The sequence below is a fragment of the Frigoribacterium sp. Leaf186 genome, assembly GCF_001423905.1.
Taxonomy (GTDB): Bacteria; Actinomycetota; Actinomycetes; order Actinomycetales; family Microbacteriaceae; genus Frigoribacterium.
The window spans coordinates 48,434-64,161 of the sequence record NZ_LMPQ01000011.1; the positions used below are offsets into that span (position 1 = coordinate 48,434).

A 15,728-nucleotide genomic window follows, 5' to 3' on the forward strand; every position below is an offset into this window, starting at 1 on the left:
TGACCGGCGCGGCCCGCGCCNCCGAACCGGCGCGGGCCGCGTCCCCACCTCCGCAACCGACCCACCCCCACCCGAGCGAGAGAGCACACCATGTCCCTGCACACGAAGGCCGCCGACGGCGGAGAGCTGAGCAACCAGCAGCAACTCGAGCAGTACGGCTACAAGCAAGAGCTGAAGCGGTCGGTGTCGACCGGCGACCTGCTGATCTACGGCCTGATCTTCATGGTGCCGATCGCGCCCTGGGCGATCTTCGGCACCGTCTACAACGCCTCGTCGGGCATGGTGCCGCTCGTCTACCTGGTCGGCCTCGTCGCGATGATCTTCACGGCGCTCGCCTACGCGCAGATGGCCAAGTCGATCCCGCTGGCCGGTTCGGTCTTCTCGTACGTGGGCCGTGGCATCCACCCCGTCGCCGGGTTCTTCGCCGGCTGGGCGATCCTGCTCGACTACCTGCTCGTGCCGACGCTGCTCTACGTCTTCGCCGCCGAGTCGATGATCGGCATCTTCCCCGGCACCGCCCGCTGGATGTGGGCACTGATCTTCGTCGCGATCAACACCGCGGTGAACCTGCTGGGCATCAGCTCGATCAAGCTGATGAACCGGGTGTTCCTCGCGATCGAGGTCGTCTTCATCGTGATCTTCGTCATCATCGCGGTGACGGCCCTCAACGGCGGCACCATCCCCGGCGCCGAGTTCACCACCGACCCGGTCTGGGACTCCAGCAAGGTCACCGCACCCCTGATCGCGTCCGCGCTGTCGATCGCCGTGCTGAGCTTCTTGGGCTTCGACGGCATCTCGACCCTCGCCGAAGAGAGCACCGGCAAGCGCGGCGGGGCCGGCAAGGCCATGATCATCGCCCTGTTCATCGTCGCGTTCTGCTTCGTGCTGCAGACCTGGCTCGCCAGTGCGCTCGCCGCGGGCCGCGACTCGTTCCCCGAGGGGGAGGCCGGCAACGCCTTCTTCGACCTCGTGCGCGAGGCCTCGAACAGCGGCTGGGCGACGGCGTTCTTCGTCGTCAACGTGCTCGCCGTCGGCATCGCCAACGCCATGGCCGCGCAGGCCGCGACCTCGCGCCTGCTGTTCTCGATGAGCCGCGACGGGCAGCTGCCCGCGTTCCTCTCGCGGATCAACACGCGCCAGGTGCCGCAGGCGGCCATCCTCGTCGTGTCGGCGCTGTCGGCCGTGCTCGTGCTGTTCTTCGTCGGCCAGATCGACGTCATCTCGTCGCTGGTCAACTTCGGGGCACTGTTCGGCTTCATGCTGCTGCACGTGTCGGTGGTCGTCCACTACGTCGTCAAGAAGAAGTCGCGCAACTGGTTGCTGCACCTCGTCGTGCCCGTGGTCGGGTTCGTGATCATCGGTTACGTGCTGGTCAACGCCGCACCAGCGGCCAAGATCGGCGGGCTGATCTGGCTCGTCGTCGGCGCCGGGGTCTTCTTCTACTACCGCAGCCGAGGAGGCGCGGCGCCGACCCTCGGGCAGGGTGCCGACGACGCCGCGGTCGCGTCCACCCCCGCCACCGACTCCGAGCGGCACGACGCATGACCGCCGCGGGTTCTGCCGGCGACGGCGCTGCTGCCGAGGGCGCCGGGACCGACCCGGGGGCCGGGGCCTCCGTCGGGGAGCCGACCCGCGCCTCCTCGGGGCCACGGCACGACGGCATCGACCACTTCCTCGGCAAGGAGCACGGCCGCCCGGGCTTCACCGCCTCGGTCGAGCCGGCGCTGCGCATCGAACCCGGGACGGGCGAGCGCATCGGCTTCGAGACGAGCGACGCGGTCTACGCCGAGCTGCACGAGCACCACGACCTGGCGAAGCTGTCGGTGCCGATCAACCCGGTCACCGGGCCGGTCTACGTCGAGGGCGCGAAGCCGGGCGACGCGCTCGCCGTGACGGTGCACGAGATCCGGCTGATCGAGCACGGCTGGTCGGTCAGCCTGCCCGGGTCGGGTGCGCTGCAGCACGTGATGGGCGACGAGATGTTCACCCGTCGCGTGCCGATCGACTCCGACGGGGTGCACGTCACCGACCGGCACGTGTTCGACGCGCGGCCCATGATCGGCTGCATGGGCACCGCTCCGGCCGAGGGCGAGAACTCGACGATCATGCCCGCGTACCCCCAGGGCGGCAACATGGACGTCACCGAGAACACGGTCGGCTCGACGGTCTACCTGCCGGTGATGGTCGAGGGCGCGTACCTCTCGATCGGCGACGTGCACGCGATCATGGCCGAGGGCGAGTCGTCGTTCGTGGCGATCGAGGCCGAGGGCACCGCCGTCGTCTCGGTCGACCTCGTGCCCGGGCTCGGTCTGCGGGCGCCGCGCATCGAGACCGCCGACGACTGGATCTTCGTCGGCCTGGGCGACCCGGTGCAGGAGAGCGTCCGGCGCGGCTACGAGGACGCCTTCTCGTTCTTGGTCGACGACCACGGCTGGTCGCGCGGCGACGCCTACGCCGTGCTCAGCGCGGTCGGGCACTCGCGGCTCGGCGGGCCGACCGGCTCGGCGGCGCCCGACCCGCTGCACCCGTTCGCCGCCGTCGGCGCCGTCACGCTGCACCGCGTCCCCAAGAGCGTCCTCTAGCGCACGCCGCGGCGGGCGGGGTCGCGCCGCGGGCGGGGCGTCGCGCGGCGCCGCTCCGCATCGCACCGCCGACTGGACGTCGCACCGCCGCATTCGGCGGTGCGACGTCCAGGTGACGGTGCGACAGGCCCGGGAGGCGCGGCGTCAGCCCCAGAGGCGCGTCGCGATCGAGCCGATCAGGTCGTCGGTCGGCACGTTCGTCTGGTCGACGGTGACGACGACGTCGTCCCTCACCCAGTAGGTCTGGGTGCGGTCGACCGGGTACTGCGGGTCGGGCGTGACGAGCTGGCAGCTGCGACCCTCGTGGAGTGCGGTGCAGGTGTAGCCCTCGGACGCGAAGCCGTCGAGGGCCGCGGCGCCGGCCGCCGGTTCGAGGTGGCCCATCGCGACCGAGATGCCCGAGACGTCGGAGCGCGGGTCACGCCAGAGGCACGACAGCTCGGTCGCCACCGCGACGACGTCGCGGGCGGTGGCCCCGGCGGCCGGGGTGGACGGCGTCACCACGCCCGAGCTGGTGCCCGAGCCGCCGAACTCGACCGGGTTGAGGGGGATGTCGCCGAAGGTCGAGGCGTAAGTCGCCTGGTCGACGATCTCGGTGCAGTCGGTCGGCACGGCGACGGGGCCGGACCCGCCGGGGTCGGTCGCGGTCGGCTCGGGCGTCGGCGTGCCCGACGGGGTGGCCGTCGGGGTGGCCGTCGACGACGCGGTCGGGCCGGTCGACGCCGAGCCGGACGCCGACGGGTCGGGGGTCGCGCCGCCGGGGCCGGGCGTGCAGCCGGTCGCGAGGGCCAGGACGAGGCCGATGGTCGCCCCCGTGGTGATCGCCGTGTGCTTCGTGGTCGTGTGCGTCATGATCGTGCCCTCCTGCTCGTCGACGACCGGTGCTCGTCGACTCCGACGGTACCGATCGGTCTGCCCCGCGGACTCGTCCGTCAGGATGACCTGGGCCCCGCGCGGGTCACGATCGCGTCACGGCGGCGGCTCGGCCCCGGTCCGGCACGGGATGCGAGACTGGTCGGCAACGACACGGCCGTCACCGACGACGGCGCACGGCGGGCCCGACGAGGTCCGCCCCACCAGAGAGGGTGGCCGATGAGCACGCAGCACCAGCAGGCGTCCGAGCACGAGCACGAGGCCGGGGCGACGACCGACGCGGGTGGCGGGGTCGACGCGACCCGCGCCTCCTCGTCCGGGGTGACGGGTGGGCCGACCGCCCCGACGGCCGACCTCGTGGTGCACACCGTGCGCGTGCACCGCAGCGACGAGCCGCTGGCCCGCGAGGACGAGCTCGCCTGGCGCCTGGCCGCGCTCGCGACCGACGCCGCCCCGATCGACGACGACGTCACCGAGATGGTGATCAACCGCCTGATCGACAACGCCGCGGTCTCGGCCGCGTCGCTGCTGCGCGCCCCGGTCGCGGTCGCCCGCGACCAGGCGCTGGCGCACCCGCCGACCACGGGAGGCGCGGGCTCGCAGGTCACGGGCGTCGCGCCCGAGCACCCCGTCTCGCCCGAGTGGGCCGCCTGGGCGAACGGGGTCGCCGTGCGCGAGCTCGACTTCCACGACACGTTCCTCGCGGCGGAGTACTCGCACCCGGGCGACAACGTCCCGGCCCTCGTCGCCGTGGCACAGCACCGCGGGCTCGACGGCGCGGCCCTGCTGCGCGGCATCGTGACCGGGTACGAGGTGCAGGTCGACCTCGTCCGCGCCATCAGCCTGCACGCCCACAAGATCGACCACGTCGCCCACCTCGGGCCGTCGGTCGCCGCCGGGCTCGGCACGATGCTCGGGCTGTCGACCGAGGTGGTCCACCAGGCGATCGGCCAGGCGCTGCACACGACGACCGCCACGCGGCAGTCCCGCAAGGGCGCGATCTCGTCGTGGAAGGCCTACGCCCCGGCGTACGCCGGCAAGGCCGCGGTCGAGGCCGTCGACCGGGCGATGCGCGGGCAGGGCAGCCCTGCGCCGATCTACGAGGGCGAGGACGGCGTGATCGCCTGGCTGCTCGACGGGCCCACCGGTTCGTACGACGTGCCGCTGCCGGCGCCGGGGGCGTCGAAGCGGGGCATCCTCGACACCTACACGAAAGAGCACTCGGCCGAGTACCAGGCCCAGGCGTGGATCGATCTGGCCCGCCGGCTCGGCCGCTCGCACCCGGCGCTGCGCGACGCGTCACAGGTGCGGAGCATCGTGCTGCACACCAGCCACCACACCCACGTGGTGATCGGCTCGGGCGCCGGCGACCCGCAGAAGTACGACCCCACGGCCAGCCGCGAGACGCTCGACCACTCGATCCCGTACATCGTGGCCGTCGCCCTGCAGGACGGCGAGTGGCACCACGAGCGCAGCTACGCCCCGGCCCGCGCGCAGCGGCCCGACACGGTCGACCTGTGGCAGCGCATCACCACGGCCGAAGACCCCGCGTGGACGGCCCGGTACCACTCGACCGACCCGGCCGAGAAGGCCTTCGGCGGCCGCATCGAGGTCGAGTTCGTCGACGGCACGACCCTCGTCGACGAGATCGCCGTCGCCGACGCGCACCCCCTCGGGGCGCGCCCCTTCGGGCGTGACGACTACGTGCGCAAGTTCCGCACGCTGGCCGAGGGCGTGCTGCCCGACGCCGAGGTCGAGCGGTTCGTCGACCTGGCCACGCGCCTCCCCTCGCTGACGGCCGACGAGGTGCGCCGGCTCGGCATCGTCGCGCCCGACGCCCTCGCGGGTGCGGCCGACCAGCCCGGCGGGCTGTTCTGATGCTGTACTCGACGGTGACCGCGGCCGACAAGCGTGCGGCGTTCCGGGCCGGGCTCGCCGACGAGCGCACGCTGACGTTCCCCGGGGCGTTCACCCCGTTGACCGCCCGCCTGATCGAGCAGAAGGGCTTCGACGGCGTCTACGTGTCGGGCGCCGTCATGGCCAACGAGCTCGGGCTGCCCGACATCGGCCTGACCACGCTGACCGAGGTGGCCACCCGCGCCGGGCAGATCGCGTCGATGACCGACCTGCCCGTGCTCGTCGACGCCGACACGGGGTTCGGCGAGCCGATGAACGTCGCCCGCACCGTGCAAGCCCTCGAGGCCGCCGGCGTGGCGGGGCTGCACGTCGAGGACCAGGTCAACCCCAAGCGCTGCGGCCACCTCGACGGCAAGCAGGTCGTCGACGCGGCCACGGCCACCGGGCGCATCCGGGCCGCCGTCGACGCCCGACGCGACCCGTCGCTCGTGATCATGGCGCGCACCGACGTCCGGGCGATCGACGGGCTCCAGGCGGCGGTCGACCGGGCGCAGGCCCTCGTCGACGCCGGCGCCGACGCCATCTTCGCCGAGGCGATGGCCGACCTCGGCGAGTTCGAGGCGATCTGCTCGGCGCTCGACGTGCCGGTGCTGGCCAACATGACGGAGTTCGGCAAGAGCGCACTGTTCACCCGGCAGCAGCTGCACGACGTCGGGGTGAGCATGGTCATCCACCCGGTGTCGCTGATGCGCGCCGCGATGGGCGCGGCCGCCCGGGCCCTCGACGCCCTGGCCGCCGACGGCACGCTCGAGTCGCAGGTGCCGACCATGCAGACCCGGGCCGAGCTCTACGAGCTGATCGACTACCCCGGCTACGCACGCTTCGACGCCGGCGTCTACGACTTCACGCTGGAGGGCTGACCGGGCTAAGGGCTGAAAGCTGAGGGCTGACCGGCCGCCCGCTGACGCCGGTGCCAGACACCGTCGAGTGGACAGCGCACCGCGTCATGCGGCGGCGCCTTGTCCACTCTGCGGTGCTCGGAGCACACAGGTCGTCTCGTCCACAGGGCGCGGGAGGCAGGCGGTCGTCCACAGCGAGGTTCCGGAGGCGCGGCTGGCTTCGATCGGCGCCCGAACATCGACGGATGGACGACGACCTTCCCGCTCTGATCTTCTCCGCCACGCCGGGCGCACAGTCACGTGAGGCGCGCGCCCTGCGACGCGATGCCGCTGCGGGGCGACTCGTCCGCGTCCAGAGAGGCGTCTACGTACCGTCGGAGGGCTGGGCCCGGCTGAAGCCCTGGCGTCGCCACGTCGTCCGCGTGCGGGCTGCCGTGGCCGCGCTCCCCGCCGACTGCGTCGTCTCCCACGGGTCGGCCGTCGCGGTACACGGGCTGCCGAGCGTCCAGGGCGACCCGCCCCGAGTGCACGTGATCGACCGGCGTCGGGCCTCGACCCAGACCACGCCGGTCCTCGTCAAGCACGCGGGCGGTCTCGAGGAGCACGAGGTCGAGCGGGTCGGCGACCTGCTGGTCACGAGCGAGTTGCGGACTGCCTACGACGTCGCGAGGTCGTCGGGGTTCGACGACGGCGTCCTCTGTCTCGACGGCGTGATGCGTCGTCGGCTCCTGGTCGCGGGTCGGCTTCCGAGGGTCGACGAGATGCGCGCCCGAGTCGACGATCTGCGCGACGAATTCCGGCTCCGATTCGAGGTGATGGCCGGCCGCACGGTCGGACGACGGGGTGAAGGGGCACTCGAGCGGGCGCTGTCGTTCGCCACGCCCCTGTCCGAGAACGGAGGGGAGTCGCTCGTGCGAGTCGCGTTGCATCGGCTCGGTGCGCCTCAGCCGGTCCTGCAGGAGGAGTTCTTCGACGCTCGAGGATTCGTCGGACGATGCGATTTCTTCTTCGCCGACTTCGGGCTCGTGCTCGAGTTCGACGGTTTCGGCAAGTACTCGGACCCTCGCATGCTCGCGGGCTCGTCCCCGGCCGAGGTCGTTCGACGGGAGAAGAAGCGCGAGGCTCAGCTCCTGGGGACGGGCCGGGTCCGACGCGTCGAGAGGTGCGACATCGACGACGTGCTCGATCCGCGACGGCTGGCCGCGATCGTGCGGCGTGGCGGGGTGCCGCTGCGGTCGGGCCGGGCTTCGGCGTCGTGGTCGTGAGGGTGCGGTGTCTGTACGGGGTGGGCGGCGTCGCGGCACCGAACCGCCGAGTGGACAAGGCGCCGTGTCGTGCGGCGGCGTGGTGTCCACTCGGCGGTGCGGTGCGGTGCAGGAGGCGCGGGCGGGGCGGTCAGGCGAGGTCGGCGAGCAGGGCGGTGACGAACTCGGTCCGCTCGACCATGCCGCGCACGCTGATCCACTCGTGGCGGGCGTGGGCACCGCCGCCGACGCCGCCCACCCCGTCGAGCACGGCCAGGCCGAGCGCCGCCGCGAAGTTGCCGTCGCTCGCACCGCCGACCGACACCTCGCGCAGCTCGAAGCCGAGCGACGACGCGACCCCTGCGGCTCGTTCGTACAGGGCGCCGGTCGCGGCCGAGCGTTCCATCGGCGGGCGGTTCCAGCCACCGGTGACCGTCACGGACGCCTCGGGGTCGTGCGCGGTCAGCCCCGCGAACACCCGCTCGATGCGCTCGGCCTCGGCGGTCGAGGTGACGCGGACGTCGACCATGGCCCGGGCGTACCCGGCCTTCACGTTGGTGCGGGTGCCGCCCTGCAGGACTCCCACGTTGAGCGAGGTGCCCGCGTCGAAGTCGGCGGCCGCGTGCAGCGTCATGACGACCCGGGCGATCTCGTCGACGGCGCTGGCACCCGAGCGCGGGTGGAGCCCCGCGTGGACCTCGACCCCGAAGGCCTCGACCTCGAAGATGCCGACGCCCTTGCGGGCGGTCTTGACGGCGCCGTCGGCGGCGGACTCGAAGACGAACACCGCGCCTCCTCGTCCGCACTCGCGCTCGATCGCGTCGCGCGAGGCGATGCTGCCGACCTCCTCGTCGCCGTTGAGCAGCAGGCGGACGTTCGGGCGGGGCAGCCCCAGCCGGTCGCCGACGGCGAGGGCGTTGCCGAGCTGGATCAGCCCGGACTTCATGTCGAAGACCCCGGGGCCGGTCATGCGGTCGCCCTCGACGGTCACGGGCCAGGTGGCCGTCGTGCCCTCGGACCACACCGTGTCGTAGTGGCAGAGCGCCGACACCCACTCGGTCGACCCCGACGGCGACGGGTAGTCGAGCGTGACGGTGTCGCCGTAGCCCTCGACGACGTGCACGCGTCGGTCGGCGGGAGGGCCGACGGTCTCGCCGAGCCAGGCCTCGATCCAGCGGAGCCCCGCCTCGAGCAGGTCGACGTCGTCGGACGGCGTCTCGAGGCTCGCGTACGTCGTCAGGTCGGCCACCATCGCGTCGAGGCGCGCCTCGACCTCGCGGCGCAGGGCGGTGACCTGGTCGGGCTGCAGGGCGTCGGGGCTCACGGTCTCGCTCTCGTCGGGCCCGCCGTGGTTCGCGAGCATCTGACCATCTCACTCCCACGGGCGTGGCGGCGACCGGCCGGGAGGCGCGGCGGCGGACCCGAGGAGGCGCGGCAGCGGACCCGAGGAGGCGCGGCCGGCTCTGTCGGAGGCCCCCGATACAGTCGGGGCACCGACTCCGGCACCGACCGCGGCACCGACCGCGACACCGACCACGACACCGACCACGACACCGACGAGAGGGGCGCCGTGCGCATTCTGCACACCAGCGACTGGCACCTGGGTCGCACGCTGCACGGGGTCGACCTCCACGAGCACCAGCGCGCGTTCGTCGACCACCTGGTCGGGCTCGTCGTCGAGCGGTCGGTCGACGTCGTCGTCGTGGCCGGCGACGTGTACGACCGGGCGGTGCCCGCGGTGCCCAGCGTGCGCCTCCTCGGCCGGGCCCTCGCGGGGCTCACCGAGCACGCGACGGTGGTCGTGACGCCGGGCAACCACGACTCGGCCGTGCGACTCGGCTTCGCGGCCGAGCTCATGCGGCCCGGGCTGCACCTGCGGGCGTCGGTCGACCTGCTCGACGACCCGGTCGTCGTCGACGACCCCGACGGCCCGGTCGCCTTCTACGGGCTGCCCTACCTCGACCCCGACAGCGTGCGCCGGACGCTCGCCCCGGCGGAGGCGGACGAACCCCTGCCCCGCTCGCATGCAGCCGTCGTCGGCGCGGCGATGCAGCGGGTGCGCGACGACCTCGCCGGGCGGCCGGGCACGCGGTCGGTCGTGCTGGCGCACGCGTTCGTGGTGGCCGCGCGGGCCCCCGGTGCCGAGGCCGATGTCGACGCCGACGCCGACGCCGACGGCGACGGCGGTGTCGATGCCGAAGTCGACATCGACGCCGGTGTCGATGTCGAAGTCGACGCCGATGCCGATGCGGCACGTTCCGGCGGCCCTGACGTGCCGAGCGCACCCGAGCGCAGCGAGAGCGAGCGCGACATCCGGGTCGGCGGCGTCGACTCGGTGCCCTCGACCGCGTTCGAGGGCGTCGACTACGTCGCCCTCGGCCACCTGCACGGGGCCCAGAGGGTCGGGGCGTCGGGTCGCCTGCGCTACTCGGGCTCGCCCCTGGCCTTCTCGTTCGGAGAACGCCACCAGGTCAAGTCGTCGACCATCGTCGACCTGGCCGCCGACGGGTCCGTCTCGGTCGAGCTCGTCCCCGCCCCCGTGCCGAGGCGCCTGGCCGAGGTGACCGACACCCTCGACGCCCTGCTCGACGGGCGTCACGACGACCTTCGCGACGCCTGGCTGCGGGTCTTCGTGACCGACCCGGTGCACCCCGAGCGGCTCTACGCGCGCGTCGCCGAGCACTTCCCGCACGCTCTGGCCATCCACCACACGCCCGTCGGCGCGGTCGACGCGCCGAGGCTCGCCGCCGTGACGGCCGAGTCCGACCCGATCGAGGTCACGGCCGACTTCGTCGCCTTCGCCTCGGGCGGGGCGCCCAGCGAGGCCGAGCTGGCCGTGGTCCGCAGCGCCTACGAGGCCGCCAGGGCGAGCGAGACGAGCGAATGAACCTGCACCGGCTGACCCTGCGGGCCATCGGGCCCTACGCCGGCGAGCACAGCATCGACTTCGCCGCCTTGGGCGCCTCGGGCACCTTCCTGCTCGAGGGGCCCACGGGCTCGGGCAAGTCGACGATCATCGACGCCGTCGTCTTCGCCCTCTACGGCGGCCTGGCCGGTTCGGCGTCGACGCCCGACCGGCTGCGCAGCCACCACGCCGCGCCCGACGTCGAGCCCTTCGTCGAGCTGGTGTTCGAGAACGGCGCGGGCGTCCACCGCATCCGCCGCACCCCCGCGTACCGGCGGCCCAAGGCGCGGGGCACCGGCACGACGCCGGCCAACGCGACCGCCAAGCTCTGGCGCCTCTCGTCTCCCGACGCCGTCGACGGCGAGATCGTCTCGATCAGCACGCAAGAGGCCGGAGCCGAGATCTCGCGCATCCTCGGGCTCACGCGGCAGCAGTTCGTCCAGACGGTCGTCCTGCCCCAGGGCGAGTTCGCGGCCTTCCTCCGCTCGACGGGCGAGAAGCGCAAAGAAGTCCTGCAGTCGCTGTTCGGCACCGAGATCTACGAGCGCACGACGGCCGAGCTCGTCGAGCAGCGCAAGGCCGCCCACGCGTCCGTCGAGGCCGCCGACCGCGAGATCGAGCTGGCCCGGGCACGGCTGCTCGAAGCGAGCGGGCTCGACGCCGACGTCCTCGACGAGGCCCTCGCCGCCGACCGCGCGGCCGTCGTGCTCGAGGGCCTCGAGGTCACGGCCGCCGCCGCCGCGACCGACCGTGCCCGCGTGCTCGCGGCCCGAGACACCGCGCGTCGCTCGCTCGACCGGGTGCGGGCTCTGCGGGCCGCACTCGACCGACGGGCCGACCTGATCGTCCGGCAGACGCGTCTCGACGAGGGCGACGCCGAGATCGTCACGGTCCGGCTGCGCGTCGCCGCGGCGACCCGGGCCGCCACCGTGACCGACGCCCTCGCCGCGGTCGCGCGGGCGGCGGACGCCGAGCGCGACACGGCGTCACGGCTGGCCGAGGCCACCAGGGGAGTCCCGGACGGCGACGGAACCGGGACCGCCGCAGGCGAGGGGGCCCCGGCACGCGCCGACCTCGTCGCACGTCGCGACGCCCGGCTCTCCGAACTCGCCCTCCTGGCCGAGGTGGCCCGGACCGAACGAGCCCTGCCCGCCCGCCGCGTCGCCCTCGAGGCGGCCGAGCAATCACTCCTCGACGCCGACGGGCGGCGCCGTGAGCTCGACGACCGCCTCGTCGCCGCGCCCGCCGACCGGGCCTCGCTCGTCGTCGAGCGGGAGGCCCTGGCCGACAGGTCGACCGACCTCGGGGCCGCCGAGCAGGCGACGGCCGAGGCCCGGGTCCGCCTGCGCGACCTCGACGACCTCGACGCCCTCGATCGAGCGGTCGACGCGGAGTCCGCACGGCTGGCCGACGACTCGGCGGCGGCCCTGCAGGCCCTGGACGACGAGGCCGGCCTCCGACGTCGGCAGATCGAAGGCATGGCGGGCCACCTGGCCGCGGGCCTGGTCGTCGGCGACCCGTGCCCCGTGTGCGGCTCGCGAGAGCACCCGGCCCCCGCGTCTCCCGGGGCTGCGCACCCCACCGACGACCAGGTCGAGGCCGCGTCGCTGATCGCGCGCGCGGCCGAGGCGCGTCAGCGTGAGTCCGCCGCCCGGCACGCCACCGCCGAGGGGCGGGCCGCCGAGGCCCGCCGCGCCCTGGGCGACCTGACCCGCGACGACATCGAGTCCGAGCTGGCCGGGCTGGCCCTGCGCGTGTCCGAGGCCACGCGGGCCCGGACCGCCCTCGCGGCGGCCGACGCGGCCCTCGTGGCACACGACCGCGAGGTCGACCGGCTGCGCACCGAGCTCGACGACCTCCGCGAACGGGCCGCCACCGGCCGGGAGCGCGTCGCCGCCGACCGACGCGCCCTGCTCGACGACGAGGCCGAGATCGCGCGGCTGCTCGACGGTCGGGCCCCGACGGTCGCCGAGCTCGCCGCCTCGGTGCGTGACGGCGTCGAACGCGACACGCGCCTCCTGACCCTCCTCGACGCTGCCGAGGTGGCGTCCGACGCGGCGGCCGTCCGACGCGCCGAGCTCGTCGCCGCCCTCGAGCGCAGCGGGTTCGACGACGTCGACCAGGTCGCCGACGCCGCCCTCGAGGCAGGCGACCTGGCCGCCCTCGAGGCGCACGTGTCGGCTCACGACCGCGAACGGGCGATCGTCGAGGCCGGGCTCGCCGAGCCCGAGGTCGCCGAGCTGACCGGCGACGAGACGGCGGACGTCGAGTCGGCCGTCGAGGCCCTCGCCTTGGTCGAAGCCGAGCTCGACGAGGTCACCGACCGGGCCACCCGGGCCGGCGACCGGGCCGACCGGTCGCGGCAGGCCCTGGCCGCGCTCGAGGCCGTGACGGCCGCAGCCGACGACGCCGTCGAGCACGCCAGGGCGGTGGTGCGCATGGCGAACCTGGCCAGCGCGTCCACCGGCGAGAACGTGAAGGGCGTGACGCTCGGCACCTACGTGCTGCTGCGCCGGTTCGACGAGGTCGTGGCCGCGGCGAACGTCCGACTCTCGGTGATGTCGAGCGGACGGTACGAGCTCGCCTCGTCCGACGAACGCGAGGTCGGGTCGCGCTCGCGCAAGACCGGGCTCTCGCTCGTGATCCGCGACGCGACGACCGACACCACCCGCGACCCGGGCAGCTTCTCGGGCGGCGAGACCTTCTACGCCTCGCTCAGCCTGGCACTCGGCCTCGCCGACGTCGTCCAGGCCGAGGCCGGCGGGCTCGAGCTCGGCACCCTGTTCGTCGACGAGGGCTTCGGCTCGCTCGACCCCGACACCCTCGACGCCGTCATGGGCGAGCTCGGCCGCCTGAGCGCCTCGGGCCGGGTGATCGGCATCGTCAGCCACGTCGACGAGCTGAAGCAGCGCATCGCCGATCGCGTCGAGGTGCGCCGCCGACCCGACGGCTCGTCGGTCCTGCGGTCGACGGTCGGCTGAGCGGGTCGGCCGCGACGCTCCGGGGCCGCGACGGCCCGCGGCCCCCGGCCCCCGCCTTCGGCGCTCGGCGATTTGCCTAGGCGAGGTTTCTGCGCCGATCGAGGGGGTGGGGGTGACGAGGGGCGTCGTCACCCCAGCTAGCGGCGCTCGACGATTTGCCTAGGCAGGGGGTTTGCGCCGATCGAGGGGGTGGGGGTGACGTGGGGCGTCCTCACCCCTGCTTCCGGCCTTCGACGATCCGCCTGGGCAGGGGTTTCGCGCCGAACGAGGGGGTAGGGCCGACCGATGTCGCGGCGCCCCCCGTCCGAGGGTGTTCACCGGATCATGCGCTCGCGTTCACGCGGCGGCCACCCGGTCGGAGTCTGCTGATCAGCGCCGGGCGACGACCCAGTCCCCGGCGACCGGATCACGATCACGATCACAGGAGCAGAACCGTGTCGAAGAACACCCCGAACCGCCGGCGTGCGGCCCTGACGACGGGGGCCCTCGCCACGGCCGCCGTCGCCGCCCTCGCCCTCAGCCCCGTCGCCGCGTTCGCGGCCACCCCCGCGAACGTCGCCCAGAACGGCGGAGCAGCGCGCAGCATCGACGACAGCACGCAGCTGCTGCTCGACTCGGTCGAGGCAGGGCCCGCGAAGAACGTCATCCTGCTGATCGGCGACGGCATGGGCGACAGCGAGATCACCTCGGCCCGCAACTACGCGTACGGCGCGGGCGGTTCGCTGCCCGGCATCGACGCGCTGCCCCTGACCGGCCAGTACACGACGTACTCGGTCTACAAGGACGGCGCGAACAAGGGCAAGCCCGACTACGTGCCCGACTCGGCCGCGACCGGTTCGGCCTGGGCCACCGGCACGAAGACCTACGACAACGCCATCTCGGTCGACGTCGACGGCGTGCCGCAGGACACCCTGATCGAGATCGCCAAGGCCAACGGCAAGAAGACCGGCAACGTCTCGACCGCCGAGCTGCAGGACGCGACCCCGGCCGTCCAGGCCGCCCACGTCGCCGCGCGCAGCTGCTACGGCCCCGACAGCGTCACCCAGTGCGGCGCGGACGCGCTCGACCAGGGTGGTCTCGGCTCGATCAGCGAGCAGATCATCGGCACGCGCGCCGACCTCACCCTCGGCGGCGGTGCGACCTCGTTCGGCCAGACCGCCCGCGCCGGCCAGTGGCAGGGCGACACCCTGTTCGCCCAGGCGCAGGACCGCGGCTACCAGGTCGTGCGTGACGCCGCCGGCCTGGACGGCCTGACGGCGGCCGACCAGACGCAGCCCGTGCTCGGCACGTTCACCGACGGCAACTTCCCGACGCGCTACGCCGCGACGACGGCGACCGTCGGCGGCGCCGACCTGGCCCCGCAGACCTGCCAGCCGAACCCGGCCCGGCTGTCGACCGGTCTCTCGCTGCAGTCGCTGACCGAGAAGTCGATCGACCTGCTCGACACCGGCGACCAGGGGTTCTTCCTGCAGGTCGAGGGCGCCTCGATCGACAAGCGCGACCACAGTGCCGACGCCTGCGGCCAGATCGGTGAGGTGCTCGACCTCGACGAGGCCGTGCAGTCCGCCCTCGCCTTCGCGGAGGCCGACGGCAACACGATGGTCATCGTCACGGCGGACCACGCCCACACGAGCCAGATCGTCGACTCCACGCCGCCCGCGACCCTCAGCACGGCGCTGACCACGGTCGACGGCACGACGATGAAGATCGCCTACGGCACGGCCGCGGCCGGTGGATCGCAGCAGCACACCGGCACGCAGCTGCGCGTCGCGGGCTACGGCCCCGGGGCGGCGAACGTCGTCGGGCTGATCGACCAGACCGACAACTTCTTCACCATCGTGAACGCACTGCAGCTCGACCGCGACCTCGACGGCCTGAGCGCCGACGCGACGATCTCGGCTCCGACCGAGGTCGCCCCCGGCAGCGAGTTCACGATCTCCACGGCCGGTCTCGCGGGTGACCGCCAGGTCACGGGCACGCTCGACGTCGACGGCACCACGACCGACCTCGGCATCGCCGACGTGGTCGACGGCGTCGCGACCTACACGGTCACCGCTCCCACCGAGCCCGGCAGCTACACGATCACGCTGACCGGCACGCAGAGCGGCACGACCCTGAGCGCGACGGTCGCCGTCGTCGTGGGCGCCGTCACCCCGGCTCCGACGACGCCGCCGGCAGCGGCCCCGGCCGACGGGGCGAGCGCAGGAGGCGCGGGTACGGCCGGCAGCGGACGTGGCCCCCTCGCGTTCACCGGCTCCGACGCCCTGCCCGCCCTGCTGCTCGCGCTGATGCTCGCCGGCACCGGTGCGGCCCTGGTGCTCCGTCGCCGCCACCGGGCGACGTCCGCGCAGGACGGCGTGCAGCTCTAGCCGCCGACGGCCCCGACA

10 protein-coding genes are annotated in these 15,728 nt (G+C 73.7%); 8 read left to right on the forward strand and 2 right to left on the reverse strand.

Going from position 1 to position 15,728, the window contains the following annotated elements; genetic code table 11:
- The first annotated feature begins 90 nt into the window (after positions 1-90).
- Both ASG05_RS11865 and ASG05_RS11870 read left to right on the forward strand, forming a co-directional pair.
- Positions 91-1,545, forward strand: a complete 1,455-nt coding sequence (locus ASG05_RS11865) for an APC family permease (protein ID WP_056261006.1) — start codon at positions 91-93, stop codon at positions 1,543-1,545.
- The gene (locus ASG05_RS11870; RefSeq protein ID WP_082486737.1) at positions 1,542-2,582 is read left to right on the forward strand and encodes an acetamidase/formamidase family protein; all 1,041 of its coding nucleotides are present in this window, start codon (positions 1,542-1,544) and stop codon (positions 2,580-2,582) included. Before ASG05_RS11865 ends, ASG05_RS11870 begins: the two co-directional genes overlap by 4 nt.
- Positions 2,583-2,726: 144 nt before the next feature.
- Here ASG05_RS11870 and ASG05_RS11875 read toward each other — a convergent pair whose 3' ends face one another.
- The gene (locus tag ASG05_RS11875) at positions 2,727-3,434 is read right to left on the reverse strand and encodes a hypothetical protein (protein WP_056261008.1); all 708 of its coding nucleotides are present in this window, start codon (positions 3,432-3,434) and stop codon (positions 2,727-2,729) included.
- 240 nt (positions 3,435-3,674) lie between these two features.
- Here ASG05_RS11875 and ASG05_RS11880 point away from each other — a divergent pair, with 240 nt between their 5' ends.
- The 3 genes from ASG05_RS11880 to ASG05_RS11890 all read left to right on the forward strand — a co-directional run bounded on the left by ASG05_RS11880 (position 3,675) and on the right by ASG05_RS11890 (position 7,476).
- Positions 3,675-5,333, forward strand: a complete 1,659-nt coding sequence (locus tag ASG05_RS11880) for an MmgE/PrpD family protein (RefSeq protein ID WP_082486738.1) — start codon at positions 3,675-3,677, stop codon at positions 5,331-5,333.
- Positions 5,333-6,232 (forward strand): methylisocitrate lyase, encoded by a 900-nt coding sequence (gene prpB, locus ASG05_RS11885; RefSeq protein ID WP_056261011.1) that lies wholly within the window; start codon positions 5,333-5,335, stop codon positions 6,230-6,232. Before ASG05_RS11880 ends, prpB begins: the two co-directional genes overlap by 1 nt.
- 224 nt (positions 6,233-6,456) lie before the next feature.
- Complete coding sequence (locus ASG05_RS11890) at positions 6,457-7,476, forward strand: hypothetical protein (RefSeq protein ID WP_056261014.1); 1,020 nt, start codon at positions 6,457-6,459, stop codon at positions 7,474-7,476.
- Between the two features lie 130 nt (positions 7,477-7,606).
- Here ASG05_RS11890 and ASG05_RS11895 read toward each other — a convergent pair whose 3' ends face one another.
- Positions 7,607-8,818 (reverse strand): M20/M25/M40 family metallo-hydrolase, encoded by a 1,212-nt coding sequence (locus tag ASG05_RS11895; protein ID WP_082486739.1) that lies wholly within the window; start codon positions 8,816-8,818, stop codon positions 7,607-7,609.
- Positions 8,819-9,025: 207 nt separating this feature from the next.
- Here ASG05_RS11895 and ASG05_RS11900 point away from each other — a divergent pair, with 207 nt between their 5' ends.
- The 3 genes from ASG05_RS11900 to phoA all read left to right on the forward strand — a co-directional run bounded on the left by ASG05_RS11900 (position 9,026) and on the right by phoA (position 15,710).
- On the forward strand, positions 9,026-10,342 hold the full coding sequence (locus tag ASG05_RS11900; RefSeq protein WP_056261636.1) for an exonuclease SbcCD subunit D C-terminal domain-containing protein: 1,317 nt from the start codon (positions 9,026-9,028) through the stop codon (positions 10,340-10,342).
- Complete coding sequence (locus ASG05_RS11905; protein ID WP_056261016.1) at positions 10,339-13,341, forward strand: AAA family ATPase; 3,003 nt, start codon at positions 10,339-10,341, stop codon at positions 13,339-13,341. Before ASG05_RS11900 ends, ASG05_RS11905 begins: the two co-directional genes overlap by 4 nt.
- Before the next feature lie 434 nt (positions 13,342-13,775).
- Positions 13,776-15,710 carry an alkaline phosphatase gene (gene phoA, locus ASG05_RS11910; protein ID WP_235491500.1) on the forward strand — a complete coding sequence of 645 codons (1,935 nt, stop codon included), beginning with the start codon at positions 13,776-13,778 and terminating at the stop codon, positions 15,708-15,710.
- Positions 15,711-15,728: the final 18 nt, after the last annotated feature.

Bases quoted from the DNA above. Each gene is read 5' to 3' on its own strand.
- prpB (WP_056261011.1), top strand. From the start codon at position 5,333: ATGCTGTACTCGACGGTGACCGCGGCCGACAAGCGTGCGGCGTTCCGG.
- ASG05_RS11890 (WP_056261014.1), top strand. From the start codon at position 6,457: ATGGACGACGACCTTCCCGCTCTGATCTTCTCCGCCACGCCGGGCGCA.
- ASG05_RS11905 (WP_056261016.1), top strand. From the start codon at position 10,339: ATGAACCTGCACCGGCTGACCCTGCGGGCCATCGGGCCCTACGCCGGC.
- ASG05_RS11880 (WP_082486738.1), top strand. From the start codon at position 3,675: ATGAGCACGCAGCACCAGCAGGCGTCCGAGCACGAGCACGAGGCCGGG.
- ASG05_RS11870 (WP_082486737.1), top strand. From the start codon at position 1,542: ATGACCGCCGCGGGTTCTGCCGGCGACGGCGCTGCTGCCGAGGGCGCC.
- ASG05_RS11895 (WP_082486739.1), bottom strand. From the start codon at position 8,818: ATGCTCGCGAACCACGGCGGGCCCGACGAGAGCGAGACCGTGAGCCCC.
- ASG05_RS11865 (WP_056261006.1), top strand. From the start codon at position 91: ATGTCCCTGCACACGAAGGCCGCCGACGGCGGAGAGCTGAGCAACCAG.
- ASG05_RS11875 (WP_056261008.1), bottom strand. From the start codon at position 3,434: ATGACGCACACGACCACGAAGCACACGGCGATCACCACGGGGGCGACC.